At 35.9% G+C, this 26,940-nt stretch carries 22 protein-coding genes; 13 read left to right on the forward strand and 9 right to left on the reverse strand.

The genetic code is table 11. The annotated features are described in order from the left end of the window. Positions 1-2 precede the first annotated feature (2 nt). The 4 genes from RBH94_RS09150 (at position 3) to RBH94_RS09165 (ending at position 6,636) form a co-directional block, all read left to right on the forward strand. Positions 3-2,132, forward strand: coding sequence for a SurA N-terminal domain-containing protein (locus RBH94_RS09150; RefSeq protein ID WP_307880631.1), 2,130 nt, complete (start codon positions 3-5; stop codon positions 2,130-2,132). A 193-nt stretch (positions 2,133-2,325) separates the two neighbouring features. Further along, positions 2,326-3,267, forward strand: coding sequence for a dihydrodipicolinate synthase family protein (locus RBH94_RS09155; RefSeq protein ID WP_307880632.1), 942 nt, complete (start codon positions 2,326-2,328; stop codon positions 3,265-3,267). A gap of 84 nt (positions 3,268-3,351) precedes the next feature. Next, complete coding sequence (locus RBH94_RS09160; protein ID WP_307880633.1) at positions 3,352-4,833, forward strand: sodium:solute symporter; 1,482 nt, start codon at positions 3,352-3,354, stop codon at positions 4,831-4,833. Between the two features lie 18 nt (positions 4,834-4,851). Continuing rightward, positions 4,852-6,636 carry an L-fucose isomerase gene (locus RBH94_RS09165; protein ID WP_307880634.1) on the forward strand — a complete coding sequence of 595 codons (1,785 nt, stop codon included), beginning with the start codon at positions 4,852-4,854 and terminating at the stop codon, positions 6,634-6,636. 131 nt (positions 6,637-6,767) lie between these two features. Here RBH94_RS09165 and RBH94_RS09170 read toward each other — a convergent pair whose 3' ends face one another. After that, positions 6,768-7,673, reverse strand: a complete 906-nt coding sequence (locus RBH94_RS09170; RefSeq protein WP_307880635.1) for a GYDIA family GHMP kinase — start codon at positions 7,671-7,673, stop codon at positions 6,768-6,770. A 4-nt stretch (positions 7,674-7,677) separates the two neighbouring features. After that, positions 7,678-9,003, reverse strand: a complete 1,326-nt coding sequence (locus tag RBH94_RS09175) for a hydroxymethylglutaryl-CoA reductase, degradative (RefSeq protein WP_307880636.1) — start codon at positions 9,001-9,003, stop codon at positions 7,678-7,680. A gap of 245 nt (positions 9,004-9,248) precedes the next feature. On the opposite strand from RBH94_RS09175, the gene RBH94_RS09180 reads away from it, so the two are divergent. The 4 genes from RBH94_RS09180 (at position 9,249) to RBH94_RS09195 (ending at position 15,312) form a co-directional block, all read left to right on the forward strand. Further along, on the forward strand, positions 9,249-11,435 hold the full coding sequence (locus tag RBH94_RS09180) for a S9 family peptidase (RefSeq protein WP_307880637.1): 2,187 nt from the start codon (positions 9,249-9,251) through the stop codon (positions 11,433-11,435). A 60-nt stretch (positions 11,436-11,495) separates the two neighbouring features. Beyond that, on the forward strand, positions 11,496-12,857 hold the full coding sequence (locus RBH94_RS09185; RefSeq protein ID WP_307880638.1) for a peptide MFS transporter: 1,362 nt from the start codon (positions 11,496-11,498) through the stop codon (positions 12,855-12,857). A gap of 43 nt (positions 12,858-12,900) precedes the next feature. Further along, positions 12,901-14,676 (forward strand): peptide MFS transporter, encoded by a 1,776-nt coding sequence (locus tag RBH94_RS09190; RefSeq protein WP_307880639.1) that lies wholly within the window; start codon positions 12,901-12,903, stop codon positions 14,674-14,676. Between the two features lie 87 nt (positions 14,677-14,763). Further along, positions 14,764-15,312: a thioredoxin fold domain-containing protein gene (locus tag RBH94_RS09195; protein ID WP_307880640.1), complete on the forward strand. Its 549-nt coding sequence runs from the start codon at positions 14,764-14,766 to the stop codon at positions 15,310-15,312. 6 nt (positions 15,313-15,318) lie between these two features. Here the strand turns inward: RBH94_RS09195 and RBH94_RS09200 are convergent, their stop codons facing one another. The 5 genes from RBH94_RS09200 to surE are packed head-to-tail and all read right to left on the reverse strand — an operon-like array spanning position 15,319 to position 20,120. After that, positions 15,319-17,349 carry a ComEC/Rec2 family competence protein gene (locus RBH94_RS09200; protein ID WP_307880641.1) on the reverse strand — a complete coding sequence of 677 codons (2,031 nt, stop codon included), beginning with the start codon at positions 17,347-17,349 and terminating at the stop codon, positions 15,319-15,321. A gap of 23 nt (positions 17,350-17,372) precedes the next feature. Beyond that, positions 17,373-17,945 carry a C40 family peptidase gene (locus tag RBH94_RS09205; RefSeq protein WP_307880642.1) on the reverse strand — a complete coding sequence of 191 codons (573 nt, stop codon included), beginning with the start codon at positions 17,943-17,945 and terminating at the stop codon, positions 17,373-17,375. Positions 17,946-17,953: 8 nt separating this feature from the next. Continuing rightward, complete coding sequence (lpxB, locus tag RBH94_RS09210) at positions 17,954-19,066, reverse strand: lipid-A-disaccharide synthase (protein WP_307880643.1); 1,113 nt, start codon at positions 19,064-19,066, stop codon at positions 17,954-17,956. After that, a complete protein-coding gene (locus RBH94_RS09215) occupies positions 19,067-19,351 on the reverse strand; it encodes a hypothetical protein (RefSeq protein WP_307880644.1) in 285 nt (94 codons plus the stop codon). Continuing rightward, a complete protein-coding gene (gene surE, locus RBH94_RS09220; RefSeq protein ID WP_307880645.1) occupies positions 19,344-20,120 on the reverse strand; it encodes a 5'/3'-nucleotidase SurE in 777 nt (258 codons plus the stop codon). The genes RBH94_RS09215 and surE overlap by 8 nt, the downstream gene beginning before the upstream one ends. A gap of 177 nt (positions 20,121-20,297) precedes the next feature. Here surE and RBH94_RS09225 point away from each other — a divergent pair, with 177 nt between their 5' ends. After that, positions 20,298-22,442: a carboxy terminal-processing peptidase gene (locus RBH94_RS09225; RefSeq protein ID WP_307880646.1), complete on the forward strand. Its 2,145-nt coding sequence runs from the start codon at positions 20,298-20,300 to the stop codon at positions 22,440-22,442. Between the two features lie 10 nt (positions 22,443-22,452). Then, positions 22,453-23,547 (forward strand): ABC transporter permease, encoded by a 1,095-nt coding sequence (locus RBH94_RS09230; protein WP_307880647.1) that lies wholly within the window; start codon positions 22,453-22,455, stop codon positions 23,545-23,547. On the opposite strand, the gene yihA is transcribed toward RBH94_RS09230, so the two are convergent. Both yihA and RBH94_RS09240 read right to left on the reverse strand, forming a co-directional pair. Beyond that, positions 23,544-24,155, reverse strand: a complete 612-nt coding sequence (gene yihA / locus RBH94_RS09235) for a ribosome biogenesis GTP-binding protein YihA/YsxC (RefSeq protein WP_307880648.1) — start codon at positions 24,153-24,155, stop codon at positions 23,544-23,546. The genes RBH94_RS09230 and yihA overlap by 4 nt on opposite strands. Positions 24,156-24,209: 54 nt before the next feature. Next, positions 24,210-24,974 carry an alpha/beta fold hydrolase gene (locus RBH94_RS09240; protein WP_188224586.1) on the reverse strand — a complete coding sequence of 255 codons (765 nt, stop codon included), beginning with the start codon at positions 24,972-24,974 and terminating at the stop codon, positions 24,210-24,212. A gap of 294 nt (positions 24,975-25,268) precedes the next feature. Here RBH94_RS09240 and mraZ point away from each other — a divergent pair, with 294 nt between their 5' ends. Genes mraZ through RBH94_RS09255 form a run of 3 tightly spaced genes read left to right on the forward strand, consistent with a single transcriptional unit; the run spans position 25,269 to position 26,939 of the window. Then, positions 25,269-25,739, forward strand: a complete 471-nt coding sequence (gene mraZ, locus RBH94_RS09245; RefSeq protein ID WP_188224585.1) for a division/cell wall cluster transcriptional repressor MraZ — start codon at positions 25,269-25,271, stop codon at positions 25,737-25,739. Next, positions 25,726-26,622, forward strand: coding sequence for a 16S rRNA (cytosine(1402)-N(4))-methyltransferase RsmH (gene rsmH / locus RBH94_RS09250; RefSeq protein WP_307880649.1), 897 nt, complete (start codon positions 25,726-25,728; stop codon positions 26,620-26,622). Before mraZ ends, rsmH begins: the two co-directional genes overlap by 14 nt. Beyond that, entirely contained in the window at positions 26,622-26,939 is a 318-nt protein-coding gene (locus RBH94_RS09255; protein WP_188224583.1) for an FtsL-like putative cell division protein, read from the forward strand. Before rsmH ends, RBH94_RS09255 begins: the two co-directional genes overlap by 1 nt. Position 26,940 lies beyond the last annotated feature (1 nt).

Below are 26,940 nucleotides of genomic sequence, written 5' to 3' on the forward strand. Positions count from 1 at the left end.
AGATGGCAGTTTTAAATAAGATTAGACAACGCTCACTATTTTTAATAGTAGTCATAGCACTGGCGTTATTTTCTTTTGTATTAGCAGATTTATTTAAAAGCGGAAGTGCTTTTGCAGGTAGCGACAATGTAGTAGCGACAATTAATGGAAAGGATATTACCCGTGAAGATTTTCTTCAAAAAGTGGAAGTAATGCAACGCCAATTAGGTCCTAATGCAACCAATACACAAGTAATGAACCGTGTTTGGGATCAGGAAGTGAGAAAAGCAGTAATGGAAACTCAATTTGAAGAGTTAGGTATTTCTGTTGAAAAAGACCAGATGCGTGATATTTTAAAAACTGCTTTAGCAAATAGTCCGGAGTTTTTAAACGAAGCTGGATTATTCGATGAAAATAAGTTAAACGAATATATCGCAAACTTAAAAGAAACATCGGCAGAAGGGTATTCGCAGTGGGTAAACTACGAGAAAACTATTGCTTCTAATGCGTTACAACAAAACTACTTTAACATGGTTAAAGCTGGTTTAACAGGTACGTTAGCTGAAGGTGAATTAGAGTATAAGTTAGAAGGGAACAAAGTAGATATTAAATATGTACAATTACCTTACAGCTCGATTGCCGATAGTTTAGTTGAAGTGTCTAAATCTGATATTTCAAGCTACATAAGTAAAAACAAAAAGCAATACGAAGTAGACGCTTCAAGAGATATTAAGTTTGTTCAGTTTAATGAAGTAGCATCTGTAGAAGATGAAAACGAAATTAAAAAGGAATTAACAGATCTTTTAAAAGATAGAGAAGAGTACAATAGCGTTACTAAAGCTAACGAATCTGTAAAAGGGTTTTTAAGTACTACAGATGATGAAGGATTTGTGAATTCAAATTCAGATATCAAATTTGACGATCGTTTCTTATTCAAATCAAGTTTACCATCTACTATTGCAGATAGTATTTTTAAATTGAATGTAGGTGAAACTTATGGTCCTTATAAGGATAACGGTTACTATAAAATTTCAAAAGTAGTTGCAGCTAAACAAGTACCAGATTCAGCAAAAGTAAGACACATTTTAATTCCGTTTATCGGAGCGCAAAGCGCACAAATGGACGTTACCCAAACTGATGCGCAGGCTAAAGCAACTGCCGATAGCTTATTAGCGGTAATTAAAGCAGATCGTTCTAAGTTCCCAGAGTTAGTAACAGAGTTTTCTTCAGATAAAGGAAGTGTGGATAACGAAGGGCGTTACGATTGGCACCCATACAACACTATGGTTCCTGAATTCAACGATTTCGAATTCGAAGGGAATGTTGGTGATTTAGGTGTGGTTAAAACGGTATTCGGTTACCATATTATCGAGATTGAAGGTCTTAAAGAAAAACAAAAAGCAGTTCAGGTTGGAACAATTGCAAGACGCATTGAGCCTTCTGAAGCAACTATCGATAAAGTATTCAGAGATGCATCAAGTTTTGAATTAGCAGTATTAGATGATAAAGATTTTGATGCTGAAGCTGAAGCTCAAAAGTTTGTGGTTAGACCAGTAAACGGTATTAAAGTTTTAGATGAAAATATTCCAGGTGTTGGTAACCAAAGACAAATTGTACGTTGGGCTTTTGAAGAAGGTAACAATGTTGGTGCTATCAAACGTTTCTCTGTAACTAATGGGTATGTCATTGCTCAATTAGTAGCGAAGCATGAAAAAGGATTAATGTCTGTAGAAGAAGCAACGGCAAGTGTATTGCCAATTATCCGTAAGGAGAAAAAGGCTGAGATGCTTAGAGATAGAGTATCTGCAACTAACTTAGATGATTTAGCAGCTAGCCAAAACACATCTGTTAGAACGGCGTCAGCTATTAACATGAAGAATCCAACCATTTCTGGTGCTGGTAGAGAGCCTTTAGTTGTTGGTGCTGCTTTCGGATTAAACGAAGGGGAAACTTCAGAATTAATCGATGGTAATAATGGTGTTTATATGGTGCAAGTTACCAAAGTAACTCCAGCAGTAGCTTTAGAAAACTATCAAGCTGCAGCTAACCGTGTGGAACAACAAAAAATGAATGTTGTAACTTCTAAGTTATATAACGCATTAAAAGAGTCAGCTGATATTGAAGATAATCGAGTAGAAACTCAGATTCAATAAAAGAACTGCTAATAATATTTAAAAGCGGAACAATGTTGTTCCGCTTTTTTTTTATGCCTTAATTTTAAATTTATAAAATTGACCGATGGTTGATAGTTGCATTATTTTGTTGTGATATTCTTAAATTTAAGTAGCAGTTAATGATAGATTAATTGTAAATTAAGCTAAACCAAATAAAATAAGCATTGCTAATATGTCTACAGGAACAAACCAAACCATTGTTAAGGGAATTGTACCTCCTATGGTGACACCGCTATTATCGGATAATCTTTCTCTTGATGTTGAAAGTGTAAATAAATTATTAGAACATTTAATTGCAGGAGGGGTTCACGGGGTGTTTATTTTAGGGACAACAGGAGAGTCTACCAGTTTAAGCTATTTAACGAGAGAGCTTTTAATTAATGAAACCTGCCGCATTGTAAACGGAAGAATTCCTGTGTTTGTTGGGGTTACCGATACATCTATAGAAGAGAGTTTACATTTAGCGCATATTGCCCATCAGGCCGGAGCCACCGCAGTGGTTGCTGCACCACCATTTTATTATGGTTTGGGTCAGGAAGAATTATATAAGTACTACTGGAGTTTGGCAAGTCAATTGCGTTTACCTTTATTTCTTTATAATATGCCTTCACATACCAAAGTAAATATAGACAGAGGTACGGTATTGCGATTAGCCGAGCATCCAAATATTATTGGATTGAAAGATAGTTCGGCTAACACGGTGTACTATCAGTCGCTGTGTTATATGTTGAAAGCGAAAGAAGACTTTTCATTATTGGTAGGTCCTGAAGAAATCACCTCAGAAACCATTTTAATGGGAGGTAGCGGCGGTGTTAACGGTGGGGCGAATATGTTTCCGAAGTTGTATGTTGAATTGTATAACGCAACTATAGCGAGAGATTTCGACCGCATTCGGGTGCTACAAAATTTGGTTATGGATGTCGCTACAAAAATATATACTATAGGATCTTACGGATCGAGCTATTTAAAAGGATTAAAATCGGCGTTATCGGTATTGGGCTTAATTAAACCCTACATTGCGCCACCATTTAATACATTTGAAGAGAAGGAAATGTCTCAGGTTAGAGATAGCGTAAACCGGATAAAAAAGGAAATAGAAACTATCTTGGGTTAATAAAGACATACCAGTTTAATCTTAACCAAATTAAACTTAAAAAGATATTATTTTTGCCAACCTAACTAAAATCTAAAAGAATTAATGAATTTTACAGATCTTGTTGTGTTTTTTCTTTACATAGGAGGAATTGCCCTATTTGGAGGTTCTTTTTTTAAAAGAAATAAAACATCCGAATCTTATACGGTTGGCAATAAAGATATACCCGGATGGGTGGTTACCATGTCAATTTTTGCAACTTTTGTAAGTAGCATCAGTTATTTGGCTCTACCGGGTAACGCATTTCAGTCTAATTGGAATGCATTAGTGTTTAGTTTGTCATTACCCATTGCAACTCTAATCGCTGTAAAATATTTTGTGCCGCTGTATCGAAAAATCAATAGTCCATCGGCATATACTTTTATGGAGCAGCGATTTGGTGCCTGGGCACGAATTTATGTGTCCCTATGTTATTTGTTAACCCAACTCATGCGCGTAGGCACTATTCTTTATTTACTGGCTCTAACCTTAAATGCAATTGTAGGTTGGGATATTGCTACTATCATTTTATTTACAGGTATTATTGTAGCAGTTTATTCTATGTTAGGAGGTATTACAGCTGTGTTATGGACCGATGCTATTCAGGGAATTATTTTAATTGTTGGCGCTCTGGGTTGTATTGTTTATATGTTATTCAGTATGCCAGAAGGGCCATCTCAGATATTTTCAATCGGAGCGGAATATAACAAGTTTAGTTTGGGGAGTTTTAAGCTCGATTTAACCGAACCTACGTTTTGGGTGGTTCTTATTTATGGTGTATTTATCAACCTTCAGAATTATGGTATCGATCAGAATTATGTACAACGCTATATGGTTTTAAAGTCAGACAAAGAAGCGCAGCGTTCAGCATTAATAGGCGGACTAATTTATTTGCCAATCTCGATATTGTTTCTGTTTATAGGAACCGCTTTATTTGGCTATTATCATTCTGCTGAAACTCTTCCTGTAGAATTACAGGATGTAGCAAAAGCCGACAGAGTGTTTCCGTATTTTATTGTAAATGCCTTACCACCTGGATTAACAGGTTTAATGATTGCTTCTATTTTTGCAGCAGGTATGAGCACGATTTCAACCAGTTTTAATAGTTCTGCAACAGTATTTCTAACCGATTATTATAATCGGTATATCAATAAAAAAGCATCTAACAAACAGCATATGCGAGTGCTATACATGTCTTCAGCTATTATTAGTTTAATTGGGGTTGGTATTGGTATTGCTATGATTGATGTGAAAAGTGCTTTAGATGCCTGGTGGAAATTATCCTCAATTTTTAGTGGAGGAATGTTAGGTTTATTCCTATTAGCTATGAGCGCAAGAGTGAAACGCGCTACTGGGGCAATTATTGGGATGATAGCAGGAATTTTAGTGATTCTGTGGTTGACATTTTCAGAACGTATTTTTGGACCGGATTCTATTGGAGCCTCCTTTCATACGTATTTAACTATAGTATTTGGTACTATGGCCATTTTTTTAGTGGGCTTTTTAGTGTCCTACCTACTAAAACCTAAGCATAAGCAAGCAACATAAACTATATAAGAAATTAAGATGAATTACAAAACATTAATAGGGAAGCTGCCAAAAATAGGAATTCGTCCTGTTATAGATGGTCGACTTGATGGCGTGCGTGAATCTCTAGAAGAAAGTACAATGAATATGGCTAAGCGTGCGGCCGATTTTTTGTCAAATAATTTAAGACATGCAGATGGCAGTTTGGTTGAATGCGTTATTTCAGATACTTGCATAGGAGGTGTTGCCGAAGCAGCAGCCTCGGCAGATAAATTTTCCAGAGAAGGCGTTGGGCTTAGTTTAACGGTAACACCTTGCTGGTGTTACGGCAGTGAAACAATCGATATGGATCCCTTAATACCAAAAGCGATTTGGGGATTTAATGGTACCGAACGTCCTGGTGCAGTTTACCTGGCAGCTGCATTGGCAGGACATAACCAAAAAGGCCTGCCTGCATTTAGTATATATGGTAGAGATGTGCAGGATAGTGATGATACATCGATACCTAAAGATGTACAGGAGAAATTGTTGGCTTTCGGAAAGGCAGGTCTGGCTGTAGCTACCATGAAAGGGAAATCATATTTATCTATGGGCTCTGTTTCTATGGGGATTGCAGGGTCTATTGTGAATCCTGATTTTTTTGAAAGGTATTTAGGTATGCGTTGTGAGAATGTGGATATGTCTGAGTTTACACGACGTATAGAGCAGGAGATTTACGATAAAGAAGAATATGAAAAAGCATTGGCCTGGACTAAGGCAAATTGTAAGGAAGGAAAGAATTACAACCCAGAAGGAAAGCTAAAAACAAGGGAGCAGCTAGATCAAGATTGGGAGTTTGTGGTAAAGATGGCACTTATAGGGCGCGATTTAATGATTGGAAATCCTAAATTGAAAGAGTTGGGCTATGGAGAAGAGGCACTTGGGCATAATGCTATTTCAGGAGGATTTCAAGGGCAACGACAGTGGACAGACCATTTCCCGAATGGTGATTTTATGGAGGCTATTTTGACTTCCTCTTTCGATTGGAATGGTATTCGTCAGCCTTTTATGTTTGCAACAGAAAACGATAGTTTAAATGGGGTGTCTATGTTGTTCGGTCACTTATTAACGGGATCTGCTCAAATTTTTAGTGATGTGCGTACGTATTGGAGTCCGGAATCGGTGAAACGAGTAACAGGATACACCTTAACAGGTGAGGCCTCTAATGGATTTATCCACCTAATAAATTCAGGAGCATCTGCATTAGATGGTACAGGAGAACAAACTATTGATGGACAACCAGTAATGAAGCCTTGGTGGGATATTACAGAAGAAGAAGTTGATAAATGTTTAGAAAATACTACTTGGGGACCTGGAATGTTAGAATATTTTCGGGGTGGTGGCTATTCTTCTACCTTTAAAACAAAAGGAGGGATGCCTGTAACCATGTGTCGAATTAATATTGTAAAGGGTATTGGACCTGTTTTACAAATTGCTGAAGGACAAACTGTACAATTACCAGAAGAAGTACATCATACCATTAACGAACGTACAAATCCAACCTGGCCAACCACTTGGTTTGTTCCTAACCTTACAGGGCAAGGACCATTTAAAGATGTGTACAGCGTCATGGCAAATTGGGGTGCTAATCATGGTGCGATTTCTTATGGGCACATTGGAGCAGATTTGATTACTTTAGCTTCAATGCTTCGTATGCCTGTTAATATGCACAACGTGCCGGAGGATAAAATTTTTCGTCCTAGCGCTTGGGCTTCATTTGGAATGGATAAAGAATCTGCCGATTACAGAGCCTGCACAACCTATGGTGCTTTGTATGGTAAATAAATTTATTGCGTTACCCTTCGGGTCGGGTTTTACAATACAAGTCCGCGCGAATAATCGCTGTGGGCTTTCCTTTTCAACCCCTAACGCAAAACCAAAAGAGCAACATTATATAACGTTGCTCTTTTGGTTTTTTATAGAATCATATCGGAGTATGAGATTATGGTATGGTAACCTTTTTCTTTAAAGTACGCCGTTGGATTATCTTCACTCGTCACTAAAACAAAATCACCTCCCCAGGCACCAAGACTTTTTATAACGCCATTAAAATCTGGAAATAACCGGTCTTTAACAGGTTGTTGCTTGGTGACTTTTGAAATAATAGCTTCATGCTGCGTTAATAAGTCCTCAAAAGATGTTAAAGATGTACAGCTAATAAGTTGCGAGGTAATCGCATTAATTTCAGAAATAACAGGCTCAATATTCGATTTGTTGCTGTTATACGTTGCTATACCTTCACGGCTGTTTTGTTTTTCGTTTAAATACACAAAATAGATGTGTTCTTTAAATTCAGGGCTGAAAACTAAGGTGTTGACTTGAATTCCATTTGGTGTTCTTTGATAAGTAATGGGGTTGTTGTTTTGAGCACAGGCAATATCGTACCCGCTACCGCCAAAGGTGTTTTTCAACAATTCGAAAGCATCAATCTTTGCCCAATCAGCAATATTATTGATAAGGGTGGATGATGTTCCTAACCCCCAGTTTTTTGGGAATGTTAATGCTGTTGAAATAGTATAGCCTTGATTTGAACATAAAAAATCAGGGTTTAAGGTTTTTGCAGCCTGTATAATTTGAATAATTCTATCTGAAGTCTCATTATTTTGATTTGGTTTCAGTTTGCCATTTTCAATTTCAAAAGTCCCTTCAAACCATAACGATGTATCACTATTGTAACTTTTCCAAATGAGTTTGGGGTCATCGAGAGGTGTAACGATTAAAGACTGTCCAAACTTTGTTGGTAGCGCTAATGCTTTTGCTCCATCAAGCACAACATATTCTCCTGAAATTAAAAGTTTACCGTTACTATAGAATTGCTGCATAGGTTTAGTTGCTTTTAGAACGTAAGGTTTCAATGGCTTCAACTACGGCGCTATGTGAAACAGTTTGGGTTTTAAACTGCTCGGTTAAAATAAGTTTCTCCTCATTAGTAGCTTCAAACTGATTTAAAATATTCATCAAATGCATTTTCATATGCCCTTGTTGAATCCCGGTTGTTGTTAGTGAGCGTAATGCAGCAAAATTTTGAGCTAATCCGGCAACGGCAACGATTTGCATGAGCTCTTTAGCGTTAGGGTAATGTAGTAACTCCAAGGATAATTTTACTAACGGATGTAATCCTGTTAATCCGCCAACAGTTCCTAATGCTAGTGGCATTTCAATCCAGAAGGTAAACATGCCATCTTCAACTTTGGCATGCGATAAGCTACTGTATCTACCATTTCTAGAAGCGTAAGCATGAGCGCAAGCTTCAATAGCTCTAAAATCGTTTCCGGTGGCCAAAACCACCGCGTCAATACCGTTCATAATACCCTTGTTATGGGTTACGGCACGGTAAGGTTCAATTTCAGCAATGTTAACGGCCTGAACAAATTTAGTGGCAAATTCTTCAGCCGAAATGTTTTCGTTTTCGGTTAAATCTTCAACTTTACAACTCACTTCGGCACGAACCAAACATTCCGGGACATAATTTGAAAGAATACTCATGACGATTTGAATTTGTTTTTCTTCGTCATTAAATTTATCGAATGCTAAAGCTTCAGTTTTAAAAGTTTTAGCAAACTGCTCCAAGCAAGAGTTGATGAAGTTGGCCCCCATGGCATCAAGTGTTTCAAAAGATGCGTGAAGCTGATAGTAGTCATCTATTTCGTTGGTTTTATCCCTTAACTCAATATCTAAAATACCGCCACCACGTTTCTCCATGTTTTTGGTGATTGGTTTGGCGTCTTCTATCAGTTGCGGTTTTATATGGTTAAAATAGTTTTTTAAAGTGTCTTTATCACCATGATACATAAAGTGCACCTGACCAATTTTGGTTGTAGAAATTACCGTTGTTTTAAATCCGCCGCGATCTAACCAGAATTTAGCAGCTTTACTGGCTGCCGCCACTACCGAACTTTCTTCGATAGCCATAGGGATGGTGTACAGGGTGTCGTTAATTAAAAAGTTAGGCGCCACACCAAGGGGTAAATAGTAATTGGTTATGGTGTTTTCAATAAACTCGTCGTGTAGGGTTTGTAATTTTTCGTTTGTATTCCAGTACTGCTTTAATACCGTTTTGGCTTGTTCGGCATTAGAAAAATAGGTTTCTACCATCCAATCAATTTTCTTTGATTTCGATAGTTTTGAAAAACCGGCAATAGATTTACTCATAAGATGTTCGTTTACTCGATAATCGAGATTGGAATGCTTCGTGGCGAACCCCGAATTCTGGTTGTTATTTTTTCAATACTTCAAATTTCCTTTGAAGAGGTTTGTTTCGCAAAGATAGCATACTTAAATGCAATATTAAACTCGATTTTTTTATTTAAAGACGTTATTAAAGTGTTAATAAAAAGGGTGCTTTGTATTATTTTTAGTAAAATTGGGCTCTCTTTACGAAATAAATATTTTTTTTAATGAAATACCTACAATTATCGTTTTGCGTTTGCGTACTATTCGTAGCAAGTTTAACCGCTCAAAATAAGCAAATTACCCTTGAAGAAATATGGAATGGTACGTTTAGAACAGAACGTATGGATGTACTTCATTCTATGGCAAATGGCCAGCAATATTCTGTGTTTAACTTCGATAGAAGTACACGCTCGACTTCAATAGATATTTACGATTACAAAACATTAGAAAAAGTAACAACCTTAGTTGATTCTAGAAACATTTCAGAATTAAACTATTTTACAAATTATACGTTTAGTGAAGATGAGACGAAAGTACTTTTAGCAACTGATGAGGAATCGATTTACCGTCATTCGGTATTAGGTAGTTATTATGTGTATAATGTAGCAGATAAATCGGTTGTTTCGGTTTCAGATGAAAGAATTCAGGAACCAACATTTTCACCAGACGGATCGAAAGTAGCTTATGTGTATAATAACAATATTTATATAAAAGATTTAACATCAGGTGCAACTACTCAGGTTACTACCGATGGTGTTAAAAATGAAATTATAAACGGTATAACAGATTGGGTTTACGAAGAAGAATTTGCTTTTGTTCGTGCCTTTGAATGGAATGCCGATGGAACTAAAATTGCCTTCATCCGATTTGATGAAACCAATGTACCAGAATTCTCTATGGATGTTTATGGAGAAAGCCTGTATCCATCACAGCAGGTGTTCAAATATCCAAAAGCAGGGGAGGCGAATTCTTTAGTATCACTTCATTTATATGATTTAGATACAAAAGCCATTGAAGCTGTTAAAGTAAATAAGGAATACAACGATTTTTATATTCCAAGAATCAAGTGGACCAACGATGCTAATGTGTTAAGTGCACATTATTTAAACAGAAAACAAAATGCATTGGATTTATGGTTGATTGATGCTGATAAAAACACATCGTCTTTAGTGTTAGCAGAGACCGATAAAGCTTATGTTGATGTTACCGATAACTTAACGTTCTTAGAAGACAATAGTTTTATTTGGACGAGTGAGAAAGATGGCTATAATCACATTTATCACTATTCTAAAAAAGGAGAGTTAATTAATCAGGTAACAACAGGAAACTGGGAAGTGACAGCGTATTACGGTTACGATGAAAAGAGTGGTAGAATTTTCTATCAGTCTGTGGAAAACGGTTCAATTAACCGCGATGTGTATTCTGTGAAATTAAACGGCCGTAGTAAAAAACGTTTGTCCCAAGCTGAAGGAACAAACAGTGCCGACTTTAGTGCCGATTTCTCATACTTCATTAACACGTTTTCAAATACAACAACACCGCCGGTATATACATTAAATAAAGCGTCGACAGGAGATGTTGTTAAGAATATTAAAGATAACAAGGCACTTGTTCAGCAATTATCAGACTATACCATTTCTGCAAAAGAATTTAGTACCATTAATGTAAATGGGAACGATTTAAACATGTGGATGATTAAGCCTGCTAATTTTGATGCAGATAAGGAATATCCGGTGTTAATGTTCCAGTATTCTGGACCAGGTTCACAGCAAGTAGCCAATACATGGAGTTCTTATAACGATTACTGGTATCAACATTTAGCGCAAGAAGGTTATATTATTGCTTGTGTTGATGGTCGTGGTACAGGTTATAAAGGAGCGGCTTTTAAAAAAGTGACTTACGAGCAATTAGGAAAATACGAAGTCGAAGATCAGATTTCTGCAGCTAAGCAATTAGCAGCATTACCATATGTTGATGAAACCCGTATTGGAATCTGGGGATGGAGCTTTGGTGGTTTTATGAGTAGTAATTGTTTGTTTAAAGGGAATGATGTCTTTAAAATGGCGATAGCTGTAGCTCCTGTAACAAGCTGGCGTTTCTACGATACCGTTTACACCGAGCGTTATAACGGATTGCCACAAGACAATGCAAGTGGTTACGACGACAACTCCCCAATTAATCATGTAAATAAATTACAAGGCGATTTTCTTTTAGTTCATGGTTCTGCTGATGATAATGTACATGTACAAAATACGATGCGATTAGTAGAGAGTTTAGTACAAGCCGATAAGCAATTTGACTGGGCGATTTACCCGGATAAAAATCATGGTATTTATGGTGGAAATACCAGGCTACACCTTTACAAAAAAATGACTAACTTCCTGAACGAAAATTTAGGAGATAAATTATAATAAAATCAACTAAGCTGTATTCATACAGCTTAGTTTGTATAAATAACTAACACAAAATTTATGTCAGACACAATTACTACAACTAAACACAAAGAATTATTTGGACATCCAATAGGGCTGTATGTTCTGTTTTTTACAGAAATGTGGGAACGCTTTTCTTATTATGGAATGCGTGCCATTTTGGTATTGTATCTAGTAGCCGAAACTCAAGGGGCTAATGCTGGTTTAGGCTGGTCTAATGGAGAGGCTTTAGCTTTATATGGCTGGTATACTATGTTGGTTTATGTAGCGTCTATTCCTGGTGGTTGGATTGCTGATAAGATATTAGGGCAAAAGAAAGCCGTGTTGTATGGAGGAATTTTATTAGTAGCAGGTCATAGTATTTTGGCTATCGAGCAGATGTGGGCCTTTTATACAGGTTTAGGATTAATCATTGCCGGTGTAGGGATGTTAAAACCAAATATATCAACAATGGTTGGAGGTCTTTACAAACAAGGTGATGTAAGACGTGATAAAGGATTTACTATTTTTTATATCGGAATAAACGTAGGTGCATTTTTAGCCAGTTTAATTGTAGGTTATGTAGGTGAAGTTTATGGATGGCATTATGGATTTGGTTTAGCGGGTATAGGAATGGCTTTAGGGCTTATTCAATATGTTGCAGGTCAAAAACATTTACAACACGTTGGAAACTTTTTAGGAGGTTCTGAAGGTTCAGCAGATAAAGAATTAATGAATCAACCACTTACTAAAGTTGAAAAAGATAGAGTGGTGGTATTGTTTATATCTTTCTTATTGGTAATTGTATTCTGGGGTGCTTTTGAGCAAGCTGGAGGATTAATGAATATCTATGCAATGGATAATACCAACAGGAACTTATTTGGTTGGGAAGTGCCAGCATCTTGGTTCCAGTCATTAAATGCGATGTTTATCATTTTCTTAGGAACTACAGTTGCCGGGTATTGGGCTAAACGAAAATTGCAGGGTAAAGTAGCTACGTCTTTGTTTAAAATGATCATTGGTTTAATCATTATGGGAACAGGCTTTTTCTTTATGACGGCTGCGGCAGCTCAATATCAGAGTGCTGGATCATCTGCTATGTATTGGTTAGTATTAGCTTATTTATTTCATACCGTTGGGGAACTTTGTATTTCTCCAGTAGCTCTATCATACATTACGAAACTGGCGCCAGTAAAATATGCATCGTTAATGATGGGTATTTATTTCGCTATGACAGGTTTGGGTAATAAAGTAGCAGGTGTGTTGGGTGAAGCTTCTGAAAGCTTGGGTGAGTTTACCATCTTTACAGGTATTGCGGTTTTCTGTGTGATTTTTGGAGCACTCGTAATGTTGTTTAGAAATAAATTAGAAGCCTTAACTCATGGAGCTGAAGATAACGAACGTGATATGCACGAGGAGTAAAAGCTTCATTTTAAAATAGAAATAATTCAACCATTAATTATATATGACGACAGATATTGAAAATCTTTTTAAAGACAAAGTTTTAGGGCATCCGGCAGGGTTGTTTGTATTATTTTTTACGGAGATGTGGGAGCGTTTTTCCTTTTACGGAATGCGTGTGTTACTGGTTAACTTTTTAACATTTTCTATTATTGGTGATAATCCGGGGTGGGGTTGGTCTGCCGAAAATGCAGGCGCTTTATTCGGTACTTATGCCATGTTATTATACATTACCCCTATTGTGGGTGGTATAGTAGCCGATAAATTAACAGGTTACCGTTGGGCGGTAATTATAGGTGCTATAATCATGACTTTAGGGCATGCTTCAATGGCGGTAGAGACTGAATTTTCGTTATACTTTGGTTTAGGCTTATTGGTAGTTGGTACTGGGTTTTTTAAACCAAATATCACATCTATCATTTCTGAAATGTATAAGAAAAACCCAGAAAAGAAAGATGGTGCTTATACCATTTTCTATATGGGGGTAAATGCCGGAGCGTTCTTCGGAATGATGCTTTGTGGTTATTTAGCTGAAAAAATAGGATGGTCTTACGGATTTGGTCTTGCAGGAATTTTTATGTTATTAGGAACACTTCAGTTTGCATTTTCAGGAAACCTATTTGGAAACATTGGAAAGAAACCAACTAAAACACATGAGGTAGAAGATACTGTTGATGGTGATGATCACGTGGCTAAAGTTGACGAAGATGAGGTAGAAGAAAAACCAAATCCATTTACTTTAGTGGATAAAGTGTTAATGATTATCTGTGCTATTGTAGGTTTAGGGTATGCGATTAACGATCCAATGTCTAAAATTGCAGGAATCGATATGTTTTCGGCGTTTAAAGTCGGTGCGCTTGAAGGTCAGTATGTGGCGGTTTTAATCGCCTTAGTATTATTCTTGGTTTTAGTAATCGGACGTATTTTTAGATATTCAGCTATTGTTAGAGATCGTATGATTGCGTTTATCATTTTCGCATTCTTTACCGTATTCTTTTGGTTGTCGTTTGAGCAAGGTGCATCTTCCTTGGTGTTGTTTGCTAGAGATAATGTAGATCGTGTGTTAACGGGTAATTCTGCTCTTACATTTAATATTATTAATGCCATATTAACTGTTGTGCCGCTATGCATAATTACATATGTGTTATATGATTTATGGAAGAAAACATATAAAAAGATTCCATATTCCAACATTGTGCTTGCTGTATGTTTCTTATTTATGTGGTCAATTGTTGGTTGGATGTTAGTAAGAGAGTTTTCTTCAGATAGATCGGAGATTATAGTATCGTGGTTTAGTATTTTAAATTCATTCTTTATTATTGTATTTGCGTCGTTCTTCTCGAAATGGTGGGAGAGTAAATACAATCCGTCAGCTGCCGCTAAATATGCTTTAGGTTTAATTATCATGGCTGTTGGTTTTGGGTTATTAGCGTTTGGTTCTTATGGTATTCAAGAAGGAGTAAAAGTGAGTATGATCTGGTTAATTTTAGCTTATTTATTCCATACGCTTGGTGAGTTATGTTTATCGCCTGTTGGATTATCATATGTTAGTAAGTTAGTGCCAGCACGAATGATTGCTTTAATGTTTGGTATGTGGTATTTGGCCATTGCCATTGGAAACAAATTAGCAGCTGTTGTAGGTGGGCAAATTGAAAACATTACTAAAGAGTATAGTTTATCTACATTCTTCTTGATATTTACGATTGTGCCTGTTGTAGCCGGGTTGTTAATTCTGGCATTAAATCCATTATTGAAAAAATTAATGCATGGTGTGCGTTAATCGATTATAAAGGTTAAATACATTTAAAAAGCTCCATTTTCGGAGCTTTTTTTGTAAGTTAGGCATAGGTTTTGATACTAAATGGTTATGAAAAAAATAGGATTTATATTATTGTTGGCTGCTTTAACTTCAGTTAGCGGTTTAGCACAAGAGATAAAATGGGTGAGTTTAGAAGAGGCTTTAGAGCTTCAAAAGAAAACTCCAAAAAAGATTATGATGGACGTGTATACCAGTTGGTGCGGACCCTGCAAAATGTTAGATAAAAATACCTTTCATAATGCCGATGTCGCCGATTATGTAAATAAAAATTATTACGCCGTTAAGTTTAATGCTGAAGGAAACGATGAGGTGAGTTACAAAGGGAAGACGTTTTCAAACCCGGGATACAAACCGGAATTAGCTAATCGTCGTAACTCGGCTCACGAATTAACAAGATACTTTCAGGTGAGTGCGTATCCTACAATAATTTTTATGGATGAAAAAGGCGATTTAATTGCGCCTATTCGAGGGTACCAGCAACCTAATCAGTTAGAGTTGTATTTGAAGCTTTTCAAAAATGACGATCATAAAGACATGGATTCTCAGGAAAAGTTTAACGACTATTATAAGGCCTTTAAACCGGAATTTAAAAGTTAGTCTATTTTAGTAACGAATTATAAAAGCTCCCTTTTCACCAGTGTAGTGAAAGGGGAGTTTTCTTTTTAAAGCAATAGTTTTCCAATGGTGCACGTAGGATTTATAGTTACTGCCATCGGAGATAATGGCTTTGGGTTTTATAGAATCTATAAGCCTATTTAAATTGATTTTGGGCGATTGCCTGAGTAGTAAAAAATCCGGATGAAATGATTTTAGATTGTATACTCCTAAGCTATCCACCACTAGTAACCTTTTCTTGTTTAAAAGGTATATAGATGCAATGGAGTCTCTCCTTGAGGTATTAATTTGTTTTGAAACTTTGTAATCCACAATACTATTTCGAAATAACGGGATGCTGTCTACATCCGTACTAAAGGTTGTTTTATGATTATAGGTGTTTGATATTAAACTATGTCTGCTTTTTTGAAAAATGATAAATTCCCGATTAGGTTTCTGGTAACTGGTATAAATAAATGCTATTTGTAGTGCGATGATTCCGGATAAAACGAGTTTAAACGAATTGAGGGTTCTTTTTTTTAAAAGAAAAACTAGAGTTATTATCAGGGTATAGCTTGCTAATACTTGCGAAAGGTTAAAGGGAAGATCTTTAAAAATGAATGTCTCTTGTTTTGCAATCCATTCAATGAATTTATTAATTAACGAAATGCTATAAGAGAAGCTCGTTGCTAAAAAGCTGGGTAGAAAACCTAAAGAGGCCAGAATTATAATAAGAATGCCGAAACCTAGAATAAAACCAAGTAAGGGTATGATGACTAAATTTGAAATAAAAAATAGTCCTGGAAACTGATGAAAATAATACAAGCTTATTGGAATAACACCCAGTTGAGCAGCAATAGTAACGGTAAATGTATGCCAGTAAAAATTAAGGATTTTGTTTTTTGGTATCCAAAGTTTGTAAAGTAGCGGATCGATAGTAACTATGGCAAGAACGGCTAAATAGCTTAATTGAAACCCAACATCGAAAAGAAACATGGGCTTAAATAATAACAATATAAATATACTTAAAGCAAGGGTATTATATATGTTGGTTGGGCGTTTTAAATTTACAGCAATCGCCAGAACGCTAAACATGGTAACAGCCCGAGTCACTGAAGCGGATAACCCTGCTATTATGGCAAAACTCCATAAAATAATAAGTAGTAGCGCGGTTTTGTATATCTTCCCGTGTTTTAAATATTCAATGGGTTTAAAGATGATGTATAAAATTATGAGTATAATACCAATATGTAATCCCGAAACAGCCAGAATATGTATGACTCCTGCATTGGCATAATTAGTATAAATTTCGTTGCTTATGTCTTGTCGCTGACCAAGAAATAATGCATTTATAATAGCGAGTTCGTCCGGTTTAAAATGATATGCTCCTAGCTTGGTGTTGATATAATTTCTAACAGCATCAGCGTAACCTAAAATGGTGTTCTTTTTGGATTTTATTTTTAGAAGTTCAGTGTCAGATAAGGTTATTTGATGATAAATGTATTTCCGTTTTAAATAGGCTTTATAATTAAATTGTCCAGGATTTAAGGGAGAAGGAATCGTATGTAATACTGTTTTTGTTATGTAGACGTCATCGATATTCAGTTTTTTGCCAATGCTGTCTTTTCTGATATTAATAAGTGTTTTTCCGGAAACCTGATTACTGTCTAATTCCAGTAGGTTAACAATATACTTGTCGTAATACGTGTTGGGTTTTAAAACCTCCTGAACTCTAAAAGTGATTGTTGAGGTAGCATCAAGTTGAAGTTTTTTTGTGTAATGGTTGTTGAAATTACAGGGGTTGTGAAGAACAACTGCCAGAATACCAATACTAATCATTGATAGGTAACTAAATAACCCGAACCATATAGTTTTTACGATTTGCTTTTTTGAAATACCATAACTAACAGCCAGTAAACTGAGTAAAACTATTACCAAATACAGGCTTAAGTTAACTGAGAAGTTATAACTGTAACCAATAATGATACCGGTTATCAGGCATAGTGTAAGCTTAATTATGGTGAAATTGAGTATTTTCATACTCAATAAATATAAGAAATATCTTATAATATTCTTCGAGCCTCAACAAATGCATTGTTCCAGTAGGCTTCAGATAGTTTGGAAACAATAACGCCGCCACGTGTTGTAGCATGAATAAACTGAATGTCATTCTCAGTTGTAATAATTAAACCTACATGATTAATGTTGTTTCTGCGATTGGCGGTTTTAAAGAACAACAAATCGCCTTCCTGAACTTTTCTCAAAGGAATTTTATCACCTTGTTTAGCCATATCTCGTGAAATACGAGGTAAAATAATATCATTAGCCCTAAAGGATTCAAAGACTAAACCAGAACAATCCATGCCATTTGAAGTCGTGCCTCCCCATTTGTACCTTACGCCTTCAAATTGTAAGGCATAACTGGTAATGGCGTCAGCCTTAGTTATAGCTGGTTTGTTTTCAGAAATAGGAGTTTTTGAAACTTCAATGTCATTTACAATAGCGTTGTTGTCATAGTTTTTTAATGCACGCTTGGCGTTAATGACAACTTGAGAGTCTTTTTGTTTGGCTCGTTTAGATGATTTACAACTTGTAAAGCTGAGCGTTAATAAAAGTAGGAAACAAAGACTCCTCATAAAGTATGTTAGTTTTTTATTGAATTGTATATTAATTGTGCTGTTTTTTTGCTGGCACCTTTTCCGCCAAGAGCTTTTTCTAACTCGTAATAGTTGACGAACATTTTTTTACGTTCTGTTTCATCTAAAATACGCGCTAATTCTTGTTTTAACCTTTTTTTGTTAAAATCGTTCTGAATTAATTCGGTTACGACTTCTTTGTCCATAATTAAATTAACTAACGAAATAAACTTTAAAGTTATTATGCGTTTAGCAATATGATAAGAGATTGCACTTGCTTTATAGCAAACCACTTGAGGGACTTTAAATAAGGCTGTTTCTAAAGTAGCTGTACCAGAAGTTACCAATGCGGCAGTTGAAATACTTAGTAAATCGTAGGTTTTATTCGAGATGAATTTTACGTTATTCGATTTTATAAATGATTCGTAAAAACTGTAATCCTGACTTGGTGCACCGGCAATTACAAATTGGTAATCCTTAAAAGAATCGACCATTTTCAACATTACCGAAAGCATGTTTTTAATTTCCTGTTTTCGACTTCCTGGTAATAAAGCAATAATAGGTCTCTTGTCTAAGTTGTAAGTGTCTCTAAATTTAGACTCGTTAACCTGATCTCGATTTGCAATAGCATCAATAAGCGGATGCCCAACGAAGTTCACTTTATAATCATACTTTTTATAGAAGTCTTCAACAAAGGGTAAAATAACGTACATATCATCGATATCGCGTTTAATATCAAAAACACGTTTAGCACGTGATGCCCAAACTTGTGGAGAAATGTAATAGTTCGTTCTAATACCTTCTTGTTTTGCCCATTTGGCAATACGCAGATTAAATCCAGAATTATCTATAAAAATGAGAACATCCGGATTGTAGTCTTTAATATCTTCTTTACAATATGCAATGAGTTTGAAGATTTTATTCAGATTCATGATAACTTCTGCGAAGCCCATGAAAGCACGCTCTTTGTAGTGTTTTACTAAAGTACCGCCAACTGCCTGCATAAGATCGCCACCCCAGAATCTGATTTCAGCATGAGCATCGACCTCAAATAATGCTTTCATTAAGTTCGAACCGTGTAAATCGCCTGATGCTTCACCTGCTAAAATGTAATACTTCATTTAAAAAAGTTTAAAAATAAAAGTCAATATCGCTATAAAAATAGTAATGATTAGTACGCCACGTGCGCGGTAATCCCGACGTTTTCTTATAAAGATAAAAAATGCAATTAAATTTAAAACAGCCCCTAAGCTAATGAGTTTGCCTAAAAAGCCTTCAGCATATGCTGCTTTTATTACGTTAACAAAATCTTCACCTTGACCTAAAAGGCTTGATATTAAAATTAGGCCAAGACCGTTAGCGATTAGCCCAACGGCAATACCTATAAAAATCTCTTTTTTAATCATTTAAATTCCAGGAGTTTAAATTTTGAATGTAATGATGCGCAGTTAAATCGAATTGTACCGGCACCACAGAAACGTACCCATGTTCTAGAGCCCATTCATCGGTGTCTTCACCGCCATCTAAGTTTACAAAACGCCCGGTAAGCCAATAATAATCTTTTCCTGATGGTGTTTTGCGCTTGTCGAATTCTTCCACCCAATTGGCTCTGGCTTGTCTACAAACTTTAATGCCTTTAATGTTCTCCTTAGGTAAGTTAGGAAGATTCACATTAAGCACAACGCCGTTTGGTAAACCGTGTTGTAAAACATTTTCGGTAATGGTTTTTACAAAGCTTTTAGTTGCTTCAAAATCAGCACTCCATTTATAATCCAGTAACGAAAACCCAATGGCCGGAATGCCTTCAATGCCGGCTTCTATCGCTGCACTCATGGTGCCTGAATAAATTACATTGATAGATGAGTTTGAGCCATGATTAATTCCTGAAACACATAAGTCTGGTTTGCGGTTTAATTTTTCACGAATAGCCAGTTTTACACAGTCGGCAGGAGTTCCCGAACAACTGTATTCCGTTTGTGGGCCATCATCAACCTTAAGCTGTTCAACATATAGGGTAGAGTCAATAGTAATGGCATGTCCCATGCCACTTTGCGGACTGTCTGGAGCTACAACTACCACATCTCCAAGGGTATTCATAATTGAAATGAGGGTTCGAATTCCCGGAGCTGTTATGCCGTCGTCATTCGTTACAAGTATAAGCGGTCTTTCTGTCATTTACATTCTGAAAATTGTAACGCTAAAATACATAATTTCCGTAGGATACACTTTATTTATTCTGTTTAACAAAAAATTAGTAGCAAATGCCGGGCTTGGCATACTTTTTTCTTTATTTTAGTAAAAAAATGTCGGGCATTAAATGTGTCGTTGAATATTAACTGAATGAAAAATATTATGAGAAGGAAATATAAAGTGCTGTTGCTGGCCTTACTTCTGGGGTTTGCATCCTGCAGTTTTACTACAAAAAAGTTCGATAACCCTGATAAAGATAAGTTACTAATTCAAGTAATTACTTTTGTTTTAGAGAATGGACATTACGATCCGGTAATGTTTGATGATACGTTTTCGGAAGAATTATTTAAAGATTATTTAGATGTTTTAGATCCGGTGAAGCGTTATTTTTATCAGTCAGATTATGAAGATTTTGAAAAGTATAAATTAACAATTGATGATCAGATAAAAGCAACCGATATTACGTTCTTCAATATTGTACATGAACGATTGGTAAAGCGTATTGCTGAGTCAAAGGAGATTTATAAAGAAGTATTATCAAAACCGTTTGACTACAATAGAGATGAAACCTTTAATACGGATTATGAGAAGACAGGTTTCGTTAAGACTAAAGCAGAGATGAAAGACCGGTGGAGAAGACAACTTAAGTTTTCGGCGCTTTCAAACTATGATGATATCTATGAAGATGAGGTAAGAAAGAAAGAGAAAGATCCGTCTTATGTAATGAAAACCGATGTGGAAATCGAGAAGGAAGCTCGCGAGTCAACATTACGATCTATCGAGATATATTTCAATGATAATCTAGAGGATTTTCAACGTGAAGACTGGTTTGCGATTTATGTAAATACTATTGTTGAAGAATTCGATCCGCATACCTATTACTTAGCCCCTAACAATAAAGAGGATTTCGATCAGCGTATGTCTGGTAAATTAGAAGGTATCGGGGCACAACTTCAAAAGCGCAATGATTATATAAAAGTGGTGAAATTAATCTCAGGAGGACCAGCCTGGAGAAGTCAGGAATTAGAGGTTGAAGATTTAATTATAAAAGTTAAGCAAGAAGACGAAGACCAACCGGTGAATATCGTTGGTATGCGTATTAACGATGCCATTAAATACATCAAAGGACCAAAAGGAACTAAGGTAACGCTTACTGTTAAAAAGGTTGATGGTACGATTAAAGATATCACGCTTACCAGAGATGTTATTGAATTGGTAGATACTTATGCGAAATCATCGGTAGTTAAAAAAGACGGAATGACTTTTGGTATTATTGATTTACCTGCTTTTTATGTAGATTTTAAAGATTATAAAAATATAAATGCAGCTAAAGATGTTAAAACTGAGATTGCTCGTTTAAAATCTGAGGGTATTGAAGGTTTGGTATTAGATTTACGTAATAACGGCGGTGGGTCTTTACCTACTGTTGTAGACATGGCAGGGTTGTTTATAAAAGAAGGACCTGTAGTACAGGTGCGTTCTACCGGAAAGGCTAAAGAAGTTTTGGAAGATCGCGATAGTTCTATCTCTTGGGACGGGCCGTTAGTGATTTTAGTGAATGAAATATCAGCCTCAGCTTCCGAGATTATGGCAGCTGCCATGCAGGATTATAAACGTGCCATAATAATTGGAGGTAAACAGACCTATGGAAAAGGAACCGTTCAGAATGTGATTAACTTGAACACCATGTTACGAAATAATACCAGTGGAGATTTAGGCGCTTTAGCGTTAACGACTCAAAAGTATTACAGAATTAACGGAGGTTCGGTGCAATTAGAAGGTGTAAAAAGTGATGTTAAAGTTCCTGGTCGTTTCAGTTTTATTGAAGTAGGAGAGAAGGATAAAGAAAACCCGTTGCCTTGGGATGAAATAGATTCAGCCGATTATACACCGTGGAATTATTTTGATTACGATGCTATTGTAAAAAGTAGTGAAGAACGCATGAAAAATAATGAACAGTTGAAGTTGATTGAAGAAAATGCGAAATGGGTAAAAGGTAAAATTGATGAAACAGAAGTGTCTTTAAACTTCAAAAAATATAAAGCAGAGTTAGATTTAAACGAAGAAGAAGCGAAACAATTTGATGCTATTTCAGATTATAAAACCAATCTTACATTTAGCTCAACATCTTATGAAAGATCGCTTTTTGAAAAAGATACTACCGATTTAAAAGAAAAACGCAGACGTTGGCACGAGAGTTTAAGTCAGGATGTTTATGTTGAAGAAGCGCTTAACGTTTTAGAAGATATGAAAGCATCTCAACGCCTTAAAAAGATTGCTACAACAAATGCTGAAGTGAAAAAATAAACGGTTGTATATGAGTTATAAAACAAACTCGTTGAAACACTTAGCGCTCCAAAAGTTTAAAAAGAACTTTTGGGGCGTTTTTAGTTTTGGTTTTGTAGTTTTTGTTGGAATTATTTCGGTGTTTGCTTATGTGTTTGCTCCAGATAGTTCTCAGCATGCCAATCAAATGCATTTGGCTATACATTCCAAAAAGCCGGGTTTTAAAATCATCATGCTAACCATACCGTCGGAGTTGAAAATAGAGCAAAATGTTTTTGATAAACTATTCTTTGGAACGAAATCAACCGATACTGAAATCCCTGTTTCAGATTATGAAATTAATGACGGAAATTTAACCTACACCGAATACGCTTCCGATGGTTTAAAAGGTGTTGAAAAGACTATACGTTTAAGCCGTTTTCCAAATCAATCTATTGATGGTTTTGTAAAAGAAAAAACATTTTTGTTTGGAACTGATAAGTACGGTCGTGATTTATTAAGTCGTATTTTAGTAGGGGCAAGAATTTCGTTCTTTATAGGTTTTGTAGCGGTATTTATATCCTTGGTTTTAGGTGTTTTTATGGGGAGTATAGCTGGTTATTTTGGAGGTAAAGCCGATGCTGTTATCATGTGGATTATTAATGTAACTTGGTCTATTCCAACGTTGTTGCTTGTTATAGCGATTACTCTGGCTTTAGGAAAAGGTTTCTGGCAGGTGTTTATTGCAGTAGGGTTAACCATGTGGGTTGAGGTTGCCAGAGTGGTTCGAGGACAGGTAATAAGTGTTAAAGAACAGCAATATGTAACAGCTGCAAGAGCGCTAGGGTTTGGAGATTTTAGAATTATAGTAAAACATATTTTACCCAATATCATGGCGCCCGTTATTGTGATTTCTGCAGCTAATTTTGCCTCTGCGATTTTAATAGAAAGCGGATTGAGTTTTTTAGGTATTGGTGCTCAACCACCAATGGCTAGCTGGGGAGCCATGATTAAAGACCATTATAATTATATTATACTTGGTAAACCTTATTTGGCGCTTATTCCTGGTCTTTGCATTATGAGTTTGGTAATGGCTTTTATGTTAATTGGTAATGCGCTTCGTGATGCATTGGATGTGAAAAATTAATTAGAACTCAATTGCATGTTCTCATTAAGCTCATCAATATAATTTAAAACATCATCTTTACCAATCTCTTTACTCGATGAAGTTACAAAGTAGTTTGGCATGTCTTCCCATGTTTCTAAAAGAATGTTTCGGTAAGCTTCAACATGATTTTCAATGGCTTTAGGTTTCAATTTATCTGCTTTTGTGAATATAATAGAAAACGGAATGCCATTTTCGCCTAGCCACTGCATAAATTCTAAATCGATGGGTTGTGGTTCGTGACGAATATCTACTAAAACAAAAGCAGTAACCAACTGTTCACGCTGACTAAAATAAGCTGTAATAAACTTTTGAAAGACTTTTTTTGTGCTTTTCGAAACCCGTGCATAACCGTAACCCGGTAAATCTACAAGGTGCCAGTTTTTGTTTATTAAGAAGTGGTTTATTAACTGTGTTTTTCCCGGTCTTCCTGAGGTTTTGGCTAAACTTTTTCGATTGGTTAACATGTTAATAAGCGACGATTTTCCAACATTACTTCGTCCGATAAAAGCATATTCTGGTAGCATGCTTTTAGGGCATTTCGCAACATCAGAGTTGCTCATAACAAATTCTGCAGTTTTTATTTGCATTGAGGGGTATTTATATGAGTTTACACGAATCGTGTTAAAATCTAAGTTTGTTGACTATAAGTTTTTGTTGTTTAGCCAGGCTTCAAGAATCTTATTAAATTCTTCCGGATGCTCCATCATAGCGGCGTGCCCGCATTTATCTATCCAGTATAATTCTGAATTCGGTAACAATTCATTAAATTCTACAGCAACTTCCGGCGGAGTTACCGTATCATTTTTACCCCAAATAATGCAGGTTGGTGTTTGCATTTTAGGTAAATCATTAGCCATGTTGTGACGTATCGCACTTTTTGCTATAGCTAATGTTTTAATCAGTTTATTTCGGTCGTTTACGGTAGCGTAAACTTCGTCTACAATCTCTTTGGTAGCAACTTCAGGGTCGTAAAATACGTCCTGTGCCTTTTTCTTAATAACTTCGTAATCACTACGTTTTGTATAGCCGCTTCCCATGGCACTTTCGTATAAACCGGAACTTCCAGTTATTACTAAAGCTTTTACTTTTGATGGGTGTAATTTAGTGTAGTATAAGCCAATATGTCCGCCAAGAGAATTTCCTAATAAAATAACTTCATCGTAGCCTTTAAATTCGATAAATTCATTTAAAAAGCCTGCGAAACTTTTTACATTAGTTTTTAGTAGGGGCTTAGTGTATATAGGTAATTCGGGGATAATAACTTTGTAGCCGGTTTGGCTAAAATGTTTTATTACTGAATCAAAATTACTTAATCCGCCCATTAAGCCGTGTAAAACAATAATTGGCGTACCTTCGCCAGCTTCAATATAGCTGTAGTTCTTTTCTTTTTTTAAACGATGCGTCATTAATCAGTTGTCGTTACTTTAAAAACAAATATAGTTATTTCATCTATACTTACGACGATTTTAAGGATTTTCAAAAATAATAGTTTCGTTGAAAGATGTTAATAAAAAAGCGATTGTGTTACGATTTGTTCTAATGCGCTGATTGTAAGTGGTTGTTGGGTTTTAGGCCGTATAAAATCCATTTTTAGTGTTATTTAGTCGAAAATTTATTAACAAAGTGGTAAAATGTGGTAAAATGTGGTAAAATTTTCAATATATTTGAAACACAAACCGTTAACATATTTGTGAATCACATTGGACTTATTAACAGGAACATACGATTGTAAGGTTGACGCCAAAGGTAGATTAATGATGCCTGCGCCGTTGAAAAAGCAGTTGTCTTCTATTTTAGAAGATGGGTTTGTGTTGCGTCGTTCGGTGTTTCAAAAGTGTTTAGAGTTGTATCCAATGGCAGAGTGGCAAAGGCTCATGCAGAAGATGAACAAGCTAAATCGGTTTAAAAAGAAAAATAACGATTTTATCCGTCGTTTTACGGCTGGAGTGAAAATTGTAGAAGTAGACGCTAACGGGCGTTTACTAATTCCAAAAGACTTAACGGTATTTGCTAATATTTCAAAAGAAATTGTGGTGGCTTCGGCGATTAACATTGTTGAAATATGGGATAAAGATTTATATGAACAAGCCATTGATGATGCAGCTGATGATTTTGCAGATTTAGCTGAAGAGGTGATGGGACAAGATGATGAAGATTATGGAATATCATAACCCGGTGTTGTTAAAAGAAACGGTTGACGGATTAAATATTAATCCGGATGGCATTTACGTGGATGTGACTTTTGGTGGTGGCGGACATAGTAGAGAAATATTAAGTAGGCTAAGTGATAAGGGGAAGTTGTTTGCCTTCGATCAGGATGCAGATGCTCTTGAAAACAAAATCGACGACCCAAGATTTACATTAATCAATGAGAATTTTAGACATATAAAACGTTTTTTAAGGTTTTATGGTATAAAAAAGGTTGATGGGATTTTAGGGGATTTTGGTGTGTCATCTCATCAGTTTGATGTTGCTGAGCGTGGGTTTTCAACGCGTTTTGATGCTGATTTAGATATGCGTATGAATCAAAATAGTGCATTGTCAGCTTATCATGTGGTAAATGAATATGATGAAGAGCAGCTTAGAGCGGTGTTAGCTCAATATGGGGAGTTGCGTGCTGCACCAGCTATGGCAAGATTAATAGTTGAAAAACGAGAAGAAGAGCCGATAGTAACCAGTGAACAATTAAAAAGTGCTTTGAAAAAGTTTTTGTCACCAAAGCATGAGAACAAAATTTTAGCACAAATCTATCAAGCGATTCGAATTGAAGTAAACCAAGAGATTGAGGTTATTAAAGAATTGCTGTTACAGTCGCCAGAGATTTTAAATGAAAAAGGACGCTTGAGTTTGATTTCTTATCATTCTTTAGAAGATCGATTGGTGAAGCGTTTTATAAGAAACGGAATGTTTGAAGGCGAGCCAGAACGCGATATGTTTGGGAATTTTGAAGTGCCTTTAAAAAAAGTAGGAGGTTTAATTGTTCCAACAAAAGAAGAAATAAAAATTAATAGCAGAGCAAGGAGCGCGAAATTAAGAATAGCTGAAAAGATATAATGAAGCAGAAGATCTATCGCATATTAAAAGGGACGTTTTTAGTTAGTGATGATGCTTTTAAAAACTGGAGGTTCATCATTTTTGTTTCGGTTTTAGCTATAGTAATGATTGCGAGTTCGCATAGTGCTGATAAAAAAGTGTATGAAATTGCACGATTGAAAAATGAAGTCAACGAAATGCGGTCGGAGTTTATAGATGGTCGGTCCAGGTTGATGAAGTTGAAAATGGAATCGGCAGTAATTAATGTAATGAAAGATAAAGGAATTGCACCATCGGTAATTCCACCAAAAAAAATAAAAATTAAATCACAAAACTAAC

Source organism: Aestuariibaculum sp. YM273 (assembly GCF_030908365.1).
Classification (GTDB): domain Bacteria; phylum Bacteroidota; class Bacteroidia; order Flavobacteriales; family Flavobacteriaceae; genus Aestuariibaculum; species Aestuariibaculum marinum.